General features: G+C 40.6%; 8 protein-coding genes. 6 read left to right on the plus strand and 2 right to left on the minus strand.

Annotation, left to right across the window (positions count from 1 at the left end):
• Positions 1 to 48: 48 nt before the first annotated feature.
• Complete coding sequence (gene glnE / locus AC1EU2_RS18215) at positions 49 to 2907, plus strand: bifunctional [glutamate--ammonia ligase]-adenylyl-L-tyrosine phosphorylase/[glutamate--ammonia-ligase] adenylyltransferase (protein ID WP_480299704.1); 2859 nt, start codon at positions 49 to 51, stop codon at positions 2905 to 2907.
• A 58-nt stretch (positions 2908 to 2965) separates the two neighbouring features.
• On the opposite strand, the gene AC1EU2_RS18220 is transcribed toward glnE, so the two are convergent.
• On the minus strand, positions 2966 to 7051 hold the full coding sequence (locus AC1EU2_RS18220) for a hypothetical protein (protein WP_480299705.1): 4086 nt from the start codon (positions 7049 to 7051) through the stop codon (positions 2966 to 2968).
• Between the two features lie 150 nt (positions 7052 to 7201).
• On the opposite strand from AC1EU2_RS18220, the gene AC1EU2_RS18225 reads away from it, so the two are divergent.
• The 4 genes from AC1EU2_RS18225 to lepB all read left to right on the plus strand — a co-directional run bounded on the left by AC1EU2_RS18225 (position 7202) and on the right by lepB (position 11124).
• Positions 7202 to 8212, plus strand: a complete 1011-nt coding sequence (locus AC1EU2_RS18225) for an alpha/beta hydrolase family protein (protein WP_480299706.1) — start codon at positions 7202 to 7204, stop codon at positions 8210 to 8212.
• A 140-nt stretch (positions 8213 to 8352) separates the two neighbouring features.
• Positions 8353 to 9234 carry an alpha/beta fold hydrolase gene (locus AC1EU2_RS18230; protein WP_480299707.1) on the plus strand — a complete coding sequence of 294 codons (882 nt, stop codon included), beginning with the start codon at positions 8353 to 8355 and terminating at the stop codon, positions 9232 to 9234.
• Positions 9234 to 10367, plus strand: coding sequence for an RNA polymerase sigma factor (locus tag AC1EU2_RS18235; protein WP_480299708.1), 1134 nt, complete (start codon positions 9234 to 9236; stop codon positions 10365 to 10367). Before AC1EU2_RS18230 ends, AC1EU2_RS18235 begins: the two co-directional genes overlap by 1 nt.
• A 97-nt stretch (positions 10368 to 10464) precedes the next feature.
• Entirely contained in the window at positions 10465 to 11124 is a 660-nt protein-coding gene (gene lepB / locus AC1EU2_RS18240; RefSeq protein WP_480299709.1) for a signal peptidase I, read from the plus strand.
• A gap of 54 nt (positions 11125 to 11178) precedes the next feature.
• Here the strand turns inward: lepB and rraA are convergent, their stop codons facing one another.
• Positions 11179 to 11664 carry a ribonuclease E activity regulator RraA gene (rraA, locus tag AC1EU2_RS18245; protein ID WP_480299710.1) on the minus strand — a complete coding sequence of 162 codons (486 nt, stop codon included), beginning with the start codon at positions 11662 to 11664 and terminating at the stop codon, positions 11179 to 11181.
• Between the two features lie 367 nt (positions 11665 to 12031).
• On the opposite strand from rraA, the gene AC1EU2_RS18250 reads away from it, so the two are divergent.
• Complete coding sequence (locus AC1EU2_RS18250; RefSeq protein ID WP_480299711.1) at positions 12032 to 12280, plus strand: YgjV family protein; 249 nt, start codon at positions 12032 to 12034, stop codon at positions 12278 to 12280.
• Positions 12281 to 12282: the final 2 nt, after the last annotated feature.

Raw genomic sequence — 12282 nt, forward strand, 5'->3', positions numbered from 1 at the left:
ATATCACCAATGACATAATATGTCGAATAAAAGGTGTTACCAAAGATTATGACCTCTGAAGTTAACGCAAACAAGCCTTTATCAAAAGATGTAAAGCAACTTGCAGCCGTTCGTTTTGATGAACTAAGCCAAAAAGCGCCTGATGTGCTTGCTTCTTTTTCTACTGAGCAGCGATATCAGCTTGAAGTCGTATTAGGCCTAAGTGATTTCGTGTATGGCCAGTTGTCTCGGCATCCACACTGGATACCGGCCATTGTGGATGAAGTTTTAGAAGATGATCGTTGTCTATTTTATCGAGGCATCTTACAAAAAAAATTATCTGAAATTACTGATATTGAGCAGGCCAAAAAGGTGCTACGAGATTTTCGTAATCGCCATATGATTTCTATTGCTTGGCGGGACTTTTTAAATGTCGGTGATGTGCAGCAATCGTTAGTGGATCTTTCTACATTAGCGGAAGTAACAATTTTAGTAACCAGAGACTGGCTATTTGATCTGCTTTGCAAACGCTACGGCACGCCAGTTAACTCAGATGGCGACACACAAAAACTCGTGGTTCTTGGCATGGGAAAACTCGGTGGTGGAGAGCTGAACTTTTCTTCAGATGTTGATTTGATTTTTGCTTACCCGGAAGCAGGTTACACTCAGGGCGGTCGAAAAGAGCTCGATAATCAACAGTTTTTTACAAAGATGGGACAAAAATTGATTGCGCTGTTAGATCAAGTCACCGTTGATGGGTTTGTCTATCGAGTTGATATGCGGTTACGACCTTATGGCGATAGCGGTCCATTAGTCTTCAGTTACAACGCACTTGAGCATTACTATCAAGATCAGGGACGTGAATGGGAACGTTATGCCATGGTAAAAGGGCGGATTCTTGGCCCTCATTGTTCTGAGCGAACAGAAATTATCAAGCTATTACGACCGTTTAACTATCGTCGCTATATTGATTACACCACGATTGATTCGTTGCGTAAGATGAAGAACATGATTTCTCAAGAGGTGAGACGACGTAATCTGATCAATAACATTAAATTGGGTGCAGGTGGTATTCGTGAGATTGAGTTTATTGTGCAACACTATCAACTGATCCATGGTGGACGACAAGCGAACCTTCGCCAGCAGAGTATCTATGCGTCTATGGAAAGCATCTTTCATCAGGGCTTGATGGACTATAACGATGTGGTAGAGCTTAGGAACAATTATACCTTTTTAAGAAAGCTCGAAAATTTATTACAAGCGATTGATGACAAGCAAACCCAAACCTTACCTGAGGATGAATTAGACTGGCAACGTATTTGTTGGTCAATGCAAATGGATAATGAAACCAAGTTAAGAGAACGAATTCAGCAGGTAATGAAGTCAGTCAATGCGTTATTCAAGCTGTCAATTGGTGGTGAGCAAGAAGAAGAGGATCATATTACTTGGGCTGAACACCTATGGGATGAGGCGCAGTCTGATGTAGGCGAGTTTGTCTGGATTAATCAACACCAAAAACAATCTGAATTTGTTTCCGTGCTTTATAAGTGGCGCAGTGAAGTGCTTAAGCGCCCTATTGGGCCGAAAGGGCAAGATAAACTCGATAAACTGATGCCATTTATCATTGCCGAAGTGGCCGAGCACATTGATCCCACTTTTGTGTTGAAGCCTGTAGGTAAGGTACTCGAGCAAATTGTGTGTCGCACCACTTATCTTGAATTGCTTTATGAAAACCCGGGGGCTCGCCAACAACTCGTCCGTCTTTGTGCTGCTAGTCCATGGATTGCAGAGCAATTAGCGCATTTCCCAATGTTACTTGATGAATTGATTGATCCCGTTCAACTTTATAACACCACTGACTTTGAAGATTATACCAGCGAAGCGCATCAATACAGTTTGCGAGTTCCAGAGGACGACATGGAGCAGCAAATGGAAGCCATGCGTCAATTTAAACTCACACAACAATTAAAAATTGCTGCGGCAGACATTACCGGTGTTTTGCCAATTACTGAGGTCAGCGATCACTTAACGTGTTTAGCTGAAGCGATAATTGGGCAAGTGGTGAATCAAGCTTGGCAACAGATCACTGCAAGACATGGTAAGCCAAGTTACCTAAAGAATAATGAAAAGGGCTTTGCAGTTATTGGTTATGGCAAACTCGGAGGAAAAGAACTTGGCTATGGCTCAGATTTGGATCTGGTGTTCTTGCATGGCAATAAAGACGATTTTGCACAGACAGATGGCAATAAACCCATCGACTGCAATCGTTTTTATATCAAGTTAGCGCAGCGAATCATACATTTGTTTTCGACTCGAACTAACTCAGGAGAATTGTATGAAGTGGATATGCGTCTCAGACCATCAGGTGCTTCCGGCTTACTTGTGAGTGAAATTGAGAGTTTTGGGCGATATCAACAACAAGCGAAAACTTGGGAGCAACAATCGTTAGTACGTGCAAGAAAAGTGTATGGTGATGCGGGCTTAGGTCAAGAGTTCATTGACATACGACATCAGATATTAACCAAAGTCAGGCATTTAAAAGCCTTGGTGACGGATGTGCGTGAGATGCGAGCCAAAATGACTGAACATTTGTTAACGGCCAAGGCTGGTGAATTCGATTTAAAACACAGCTCAGGTGGGATTGTCGATATTGAATTTTTGTCGCAGTATCTGGTGTTGGCCTATGCCAACCATAATCCAGAAGTGACGCAATGGACAGATAATATCAATATCTTATCAACGCTTTCAGATCATGAAATGATTGAATCTAAGCTAGTGAATAAATTGGTTAAGAGTTATGAATTTTTCAGAAATTTATCCCACAAACGTTCGTTGTTAAGTTTGGATAATAAGATTACTTCTACTGAGGAAATTGAATATTACGCTGAGTTCGTGCAGCAGGCATTTTCTCAATTTTTAGAAGCGTAGTGTTGTAAAATGATGCTTGGCGCCAACAATTGAAGCGCCAACATCAGTATCGTGTTTATCAGCTTTTATCGTTGCTGGGTGTTTTTGGTTTAAGAACTTTTTTCTCTGGCGATTTCCAAAAACCTTGAGCGCCCAATTTATGCCAAGCCCACTTAATCCAGTTGAGGCAAGAAAAGCATAGCCACAACACCCACATCAGCATGATCAGTTTGTACCAAATGTTTGAAATAGAAATGATCTGAATCTGTGGCAATTCGCCAGCCGATTTATCCAAAAACCAAGATAGAGGTTGATAGCTGCCAGCATACGGCATGATGCCCATGTTTGGAGAACCAAGCAAACTGAGTGGAATAATGGCAATTAAATTGAGTATAACAATGGCACTTAAGCCAAATAGCAACAACTGACTGAGATTAAACCAAGAGCGAGATAACGTTTGTGGACGGTATTGGCTAGCAGACAAGGCCGCAAACCAGACGAAAAGTAAAATTAAGAACCCCCAATTATTTAGACTTAACCCTAAGCCGAGAATTAACCATGCCACAGTAGATAGTGGTGAGAATGGTATTCGAGTCAGTACGAGAGCGACTAAAATAAATGTTAACAACTCCCCCCAATACAAAACAGCAGGGCCAAGTGTTGGGCCATCAGCCCATAGGATCCATCGGCCTGTTCCGATATTTAAGTGTGTTTCAATGTTACTGATTGGGGCATTCAAATTGACTTCAGGCGATGTTAACCACGGACTAATCGATGCTGATGATCGTAAAATTATGCGATAACGATGTTCTTTAGGTGATATAGGCAAAGTAAGCTTGCCTTGCTCAGTTTGAATATTGATCAACTTATTATCATGCTCGACCTGTTTAAGCTCGAAATCTTGGGGTAAAGCAATCGTATGTTCACCACCTTGTGTACTTCGGTAAGCAAAGTCGAGAGTTAAGGTGCTACTGCGTAGACCTTGATCTAATACTTGCTTCACCGAGTCGATAGCGAGCGTTCCTCCCTTTACGGCTTGAGGTCGTTCTGTTGCAACGGTCAAGGTTTCATCGGGTAGAGGATAAAAGTGATATTGATAGTAGTCACTGTTGTCTTGCTGCTCGATGACATTGGGTAAACCAGTAAAAGCAGCGTGATAAGTTGGTGTTATGATAAAAGACCAATGCTCTACAAAGCCAGAATTGGCTTTGGCACTGAGTTTGATTTCATTACTTCTACTAATTTTTGAACGCCAAGCTATACGGTTTGAACCTGCAGGAATATTTATCTTTATTTGATGATGCTCAACGTTAACTTTATCAGAAAATACTCGCTCAGTTGCAAGTAGCGGCACAGAGAGATTTATCGCTCCAGTAGTTGGCGCTACTCGCTCGATACTGGTATAGACAGACCATTCATTATCCAGCAATAAACGTCTATGAACTTTAACTAAAGGTTTAACGGCATAGCGAGACTGCTGAGATTGATGTTGTTTTGGTGAAACCGCAGTAAATTCAAGCGTGTTACTCGTTAAACGGTTTTCTAGAGTGCCAACAACTTGCCAGTTGTCGCCTTTAATAACTTTAATATTCAATGGCTTATCAATAAATCTAAGTTGGAACGTTTCCATTGCAGCAATGGTTCCAATTAATTTAACTTCAGTGATGCCGGGTTTTATGGGTAAGTAAGTCTTATCGTGCTTTCTGATTAACAAATTCGAGCTTTGTCCATTGATATCTACACGTTGAACAAACCAAAATGGCGAACTTGGGATCGCAACCGCAGAGTCATGTGTCGCATGAACTTCAAGTGTTACCGTTAATTGCTGTTTATACGTCTCGACCTGTAAATAGTTAATTGAAGCGCAACGTGGTGCACAATCTGGAGCTTGGACGAGCTTGGCATGTAATTCATCTAACATCCACTTTTCGGGAAGGTCTTGAGCTTCTGAGGTGGTTGGCGTCAATGACAATAAACCCGCTGATAATACAATTGCGAAAATTGAGTTAGCTTCAGAAGTTTTAAGTTGCGTTTGATTCTTTAGCTTTTCAACGAAGAGTAGAGACTCCTTTCGAAGCACAACCGCAAGCCAAAGTAGAGCCATAATTATCCCAGCTAATTTAACTGCAAGGTAACTGTAGCCTGATAAAATATACAGATTGAAAGTCTGCCCATTAGCCACATTGCTTTGCCAGTTGATCGTATGTTGTTGCCATCGCCAATTTGGCATCCCTGTTCCGGCTTGAATTTGAGTGTCAGCTTGATATCGCCCGAGCATATCGACTTGTTTGATATGGCTTCCTGTTACTTGAATTCTTTCTACACTGTCGGCCATAGGACGGGTCTTTAAAGCTGCGGCGTTGCGTCTTTCTTTAGTGTATTGCTCAGACTGCGTTTGTTTTATTGCATGGCTTGTTAGCGATGATACCTGTTGCAATTTCACATTATGCGCATGGGTGATTTGTGGATAAATCGTCGATTTAAGCTGTATTGCACTGAAATACAGTAAAGATAAAAATACGATCGCAGAACTTAATATCCAGTAATTGCGGCTGATAGATTGCAGCTTCTCAAAAGGCTGGAAACGATAGATTGCTGAAGCAATGATAAAGTTGATGACTGATACAATCGGTGCTGCTTGATCATGGAATATGAGTAATAACAGCACAAAAGTGACCATAGCTTCTGGTTTTCCAATGACTTTCCAAGTCATGACCGTACAAATCAGTACTAAAAAGCTCACCCAAATCGTCCATTTGCCTAACCAGCTGCCACTGGCATGATCAACACCAAAGGCAGCCAATAACATCGTTGCTGGTGGTAAATGAAGTTTGATATTGACGGTATCAAAATTATCTTGCCAACCAGTGACAGGAATCATCGAATTTTTTGTGAGTTGCCCTTGCGCTTGAATATTCACTTTAGGGTAACGAGTTTCGATGCCCGTATGTTTATCAAATTGGGTTACGAGTATTGGACCGTCATTATCTTTTGCAGAATTCAGTACATAAGGTTCCGACATATCCATCCGCCAGTCACTTCTCATGCTGCCAGTGATTGCGTCACTGAACGTGAACGTTTGCTCGTCAAAAGCTAACCATAATTGCCGTTTTAGTGTTAACTGGTTTTCAAGGTGAGCTGGGCTCCCTCGGTGTTGAATAACATAATTTAGCTTTGTGTTTTCGGTGACTAAATAACTCGGGAGTTTTTCCCAAGAACTTGGCATATCGGCCTGGCTATTGTCGGTGAGATTTGCGCCTTCAAGTTTTCCTGTACGCAGCTTTTCATCGGCTTTTAATGCCCATATTTCCTGTTTAGGCCAAATGGTCGATGGGGAAGGTCGCTGCCAGGATAATGTTGTAGGCTGCGCATAACTTACGATTTTGATCGACCAATCGCCGGGTTTCACTAATGCATAAAGCTCACCTTTAGCATTCATAAAAGCATCGAGGGCAGAAGTGATACCTGCTAATTCAAACCCCTGTGGCAAAACTTGACCAAAATTCACTTCTCGAGCTTTACCTGAAATATCGAGGTAAACGAGTGTTTCAAGTTTCAAAAGTTCGCCGTCGCTGATTTTTCTTACCACTTCTAATGTTTCTAAATCTTGCCCTGATGTCGGTTCAGCTTGCTGATCAAACCAAAGCTGGTGTCGTTCGATTTTCGGGAAAGCAATCTCATCGTTATCGACCTTGAGTTTGACTATGTGGGTAGACTTCGCAAGCGATAACACTTTAGGTAACTGAGGCCAATTTAGTTTGCCTACAATTTGATGACGACCAGGATTCAATTGAATATGAGGCTTACTTTCATGATTAATTATCGGCCAATCCTTACCATTAACCGTTACAGAGGTCGGCCAATGTTGTTTATCACCGGGTAATGGAACCAGAGTATCAACCATCACTTGCCACGTCTGTTGAAACTTAGCATTTACGTCTGAAGCATTAATACTAAGTTCACTGGGCCAAGCACAAATGTGGTTTTGGGGATCGGAGTAGGAAGAACGATTAATGAATGGGCATTGCAACTCTTTATCGTGTGTCAGTACCCAAGATTGCCAGGGCTTGAGGGCAGTAGGAATTTCTTTTTTAGATACTGCAAAACAAGAAATACTCATTAATCCGCAAAGAGCAAACAAAAACAGCCTATTCAGCAGCGTCATAATTCTATCCTTAGAAGTCGTTTTTATACTCGGTATTTTGCCAGTTTGTTAGCTTTTAAATCAATATCTTAATTGCTATTGTAGGATTTTATTCATTCGATTGAATCAGGGTACGTCAGCACTTGTTGCCATCAAACACAGGGAATTATTGTGAAAAAAAGTCTCGTCATTTTATCGTTAGCTCTATCCAGCTTTGCGATCCAAGCTACTAATATCATTAATAATGAGCGAGTCACAGTTCAACAAGACTGTTTTCGTTCCATATTTTCAAGTTATGAGGCTTGGTACGGATTTATTGAAAAAAAGAACAATAAAAAGCTCAAAGGTGACAAAGACAAGCTCGGCAGGGTGATGAAAGGGTTTGATAGGATTTTTGGTAAAGAAAAATACGATCACTATAAAAAGCATCTCGTTTGTCAAAATATTAGCTATGAAGTTGACGGTATCGATGTTGCCGGCTTTGTGATTAAGCCTAAGGTGACAGATAAAAAGTATCCAGTACTGGTTTATAACCGCGGTGGAAATGGGGGGTACGGAACGATGATTTTCGCCAATATGATGAGAGGTTTATTTCCCATCGCAGAGCAAGGCTTTGTGATCGTTGGCAGTCAATATAGAGGCTCACTAACGAAAGAAGACAACCTTGATGAATTTGGTGGTAAGGACGTCAATGATGTCATTGAGTTGCTTAAGTTGGTTCAAAATATCGAAGGGGCGGATGCTGAGCGCATAGGAATGTTCGGCGGCAGTCGTGGCGGAATGCAAACCTTTTTAGCCTTGAAAGAAGTGAGTAACGTCAAAGCCGTTGCAGCCTCATCGGGAAATTATGATTTAGTTCGAGGACTGGAAATTCGTCCTGCTATGGAAAACGTATATAAACATCGAATTCCAAACTATTTTGTTAATAAACTTCAAGAGTTAGAGAAACGTTCAACGATTCAATGGGTTCATCAACTGCCTAAAGATGTGCCTGTACTTCTGATTCATGGTGCTAAAGATAAACGAGTTTCTGTCGAACATTCAGTGAAACTGGCCGCAGCATTAACTACACACAAGATCCCACATAAATTAGTGGTTTACCCTGAAGATAATCACCACTTCTCTAAGAATAGAGACAAACAACAACAAGAAATTGTGAATTGGTTTAAAACGTATTTATAACGCTGAAGCTCAATAATGTAGCTTGAAACATATCGCTTTTTAATTTTTCTAAAAAATTAAATTAATTTGTCACACATGATTCACTGGCCGTGACTTAGTTAATAACGCATTTAAAAGCATTAATCAGTTAAGGAAAACTAATGAACGTTATTAATCAAGTTATCGTTTTATCTTTTGTACTCGTGAGCGCTTTCACAAATGCCAATGAACCATGCATAAAAGTGGATTCTTTAGGGACTAATAAAGAAAGTAATATTGTTTTGATTCCAGGGTTTATCAGCGATAAACGAGTCTGGCAACCCATTGCAGCAAAGTTGGCGACTCAACATCGCGTGCACATTATCAGTATTGCAGGATTTGGTGAAACACCAAAGTGTAATCAATCTGCAAATATCTACGAGGCGGCTAAGAGTGATATTTCAAACTACATCACTATAAATCAATTAAAAAATATCAGTATTGTAGGCCACAGCATGGGTGGATTATTGGCTTTAGATATTGCCCTACATCAGGACGTCACAATTGCAGGGGTACTATCGGTAGATGGATTGCCATTTATTGGCCCTGTGTTCAGCCGAAGCAATGCGACCCAAGTGAGTGATCTGAGTCGGCAAGCCGAGTTTATCAAGACCATGTATCAAACTGCGACACCAGATAAGATGGTGATGATGACAATGCAGTCTGTGCATATTCAAACTAAACAACAAGGAAAGGTGTCAGAGTTGCTGGAAATGGCAAAACAATCCGATCCTCAAACCGCAGCCAGTGCAATGTACAGTGTTATGACGACAGATTTACGACCAGATTTATCGAAGCTGACCGTTCCTTATTTACTGTTAGGAGCTTCTGGTGGGTTTGATTTAGACAAGGACAAACAAGCCATGGAGATTCTTTATAAAGGGCAAATAGTTAAACAAGCACAGGCTCAATTAACTATGAATACTCAAGGTAAGCATTTTCTAATGTGGGATGAGCCTCAGTGGTTACAAGCACAAATTTCAGATTTTGTAGAGGGCTTATAATGTTGCAACTTGAACCTATAGTTGAGCGCATCAAATCTGGGGATAGAAAAGCGTTTCCAATATTGGTCAAGGAGCTCACAAATACTGTTAACTCAATTGCTTTAGCCATTACCAGAGATGTAGCGTATAGCGAGGATGTAACTCAACAAGTCTTTATTAAAGTGTGGCAGAAGATTGATGAACTTAAGAGCAACAGCAGCATTTTGCCATGGGTCAGGCAATTAACAAGGTACACTGCCATCAATCATATACGTGATTTAGGTATGGTTGATCGCAGTAAGTTAGACGCTGAGAATATCGATGAGATGCTTAATCAAGTTTGCGACGATAGTCATGACCATGATCTGTCATTGATAAAAGAGCAACAAAGCCATTTGATTAGCCATTTACTTGAGCAATTAACAGATGAAAGTCGAGAGATTGTGGTGTTGTATTATCGAGAAGATCAAAGTACTAAAGTTGTAGCCGAATTATTGGAGATCAGTGAATCATTGGTACGTAAGCGTTTGCAGCGAGTCAGAGAGCATTTAAAAGAGAGGGTACTTTCTCAATATGGCAAATTGATTTTGTCATCGGTGCCGATAGGTATTTCGTCAAGCATTGCCGTTGCTGCGATGACCGCTTCTCCAACGGCAGCAGCGAGCATTGGTTTTGCAGCTGCATCATCACAAAGCCATTGGTTATTAAAAATAGTATCAGTATTGGGCGGTGCGTTTGTTGGAGGGTTAATTGCGATTTTTGTCAGTAATACTGTGGCTAAAAAAGCCATTGCTAAGTTTGATAATCCAGAAGATATTGCTTTGCTTAACAAAAATAGAAAAGCGCAAAATCTATTTTTAGCGTTCAGTACATTTTTGCTGGTGGCGAGTTATGCCGTTAGTGAAGGGTGGTTACTCCCATGTTTGGCATATCTTGTGGTGATTTTTGGTATTAATCGTTTTGTCTCTGTGCTTTATCGAACTAACGCAGCAAGGATACAAAACCAATCAGGCTTATCGTTAACTCAAATCGAAAAGCAGCTTAGAAAAGAAAAAATAGGATGCTTAATAGGGTGGTGTACGGGTGTGATAGGCGGCAGTACGGGGTTCATCATGGGAATGTATCGAAGTGGTCGGTTTGAAACTCTCATATAAATATTAAGTTACATTTGAATGTGAACCTTACTAAGAGAATGTCGTCTACTTACGCAGTATAAAAAAATTATTTTGACTGTGAGTGAGAAGGAACTTTATGAAACGTTGGTTAATCAGATCATTAAAAGACAATAAATCACTATTGCTGTTTTTAGTTTTGATGAGTGTGTTTCGTAGTGCTGTCGCGGATTGGTATACGGTTCCAACAGGCTCCATGAAGCCCACAATTCTTGAAGGTGATCGAATTTATACCAACAAAATGGCCTACGATGTACGAGTGCCTTTCACTCACATCTCACTCTATAAAGTTTCAAATCCTGTACGTGGTGATATTATCGTTTTTGATTCAAAGGTGGCTGATAATCGATTAATCAAAAGAGTGATTGGTGTACCAGGTGACAGAGTCGTGTTAAGCCATAACCAACTCACCATCAATGGTGATCAGCTTGATTACCAGAATATTTCGAGCAATGCAGTGTCGAGCGATAAAATTGAAAACTTACTTGGTCTGAAGCATCAAGTACGCTTGTCTAAAACGCCGTCATCTTTAGCGAGTTTTAGAGAGGTTACTGTACCTGAGGGGTATTACCTAGCGTTAGGTGATAACCGAGATCACAGTGCAGACTCTAGAGTCATTGGTTTTGTACCACGAAGTGAAATTATTGGTAGTGCTAAGTCTGTGGTGATGTCATTGAATTATGATAATTACTATTTACCAAGAAAAGAGCGCTTTTTTTATTCTTTATTCAATGGCTGAGAGGTAACAAATAAAAAAGCTGACATAAGGTCAGCTTTTTTATTGTTATGTTTATTATTCAATATCGAGAGGTTCTGGTGAGAGGATTATGCCTGTGTTGTCGGCGTAGATATGATCACCAGGTAAGAAAGTTACACCACCAAAATTGACGGGTAAATCAGTCTCACCCACTTCATGGCTTTCTGCGCCAATAGGAATGGAAGCTAAGGCTTGAATCCCAATATCCAGTTCATCTAATGTATCTACATCACGCACGGAACCATAAATGACAATGCCTTCCCAATTATTATTGGATGCAACTTCGGCAAGGTTTGCATCAAGTAATGCACGGCGTAGAGAGCCCCCGCCATCAACAAGTAGAACTTTACCGGCACCATCTTCAGCTAACATGCTTGAGATAAGTCCGTTATCCTCGAAACACTTAATGGTTACAATGGAGCCACCAAATGAACTACAGCCGCCAAAGTTGCTGAACATTGGCTCGACAACATCAACAACGTCTAAGTACATGTCGCAAAGCTCTGAAGTGTTGTATTCCATATTTCTCTCCCACGAGTACTCGCTTAATTGCTTTCGACCCAGTATAAACACAAAAGTCATCAAAATGCAGAAATCTCATCGCCGAATTCTACAAAATTTTGATTGATCTCAAGAAGATTTACGCTTTCTTTAAGCCTTACCTCAAAAAAGCATTAACAAGCAAATAACATTGGTTAAATTTTGTCTACTTGTTCGCAAAAAATATTTTAAATATGACGAGTGTCATTTATTTACGTTTTTTTATTACGTGCTTTTGGCTGCCTTTGTTAGCATATACCCAATCGAGTTATTAAATTTAAAGAAAGCTCTAGGGGCAAGGATCCCCCGTTCAGCTCTGGGAAGATAATGAGCAGCTATGAGGTGTAAGATGGAATCATTAAACTACGTAGAAATCCTAGGTTATCTAGCATCAGTGATGGTAGCTATTTCGTTAATGATGAAAGACATCGTTAAGCTACGTGTTTTGAACTTTATTGGTTGTGCATTGTTCTCTAGCTATGGTGCGTTAATCGAAGCTTGGCCTGTAGCGGGCATGAATGCATTCATTGCGTGCATCAACATCTATTATTTAGTAAAAATGTATCGTGAAGGTGCATTAAAGCCAGCAGCTGCTTAAGC

Source organism: Parashewanella sp. 2304DJ23-3 (assembly GCF_056591695.1).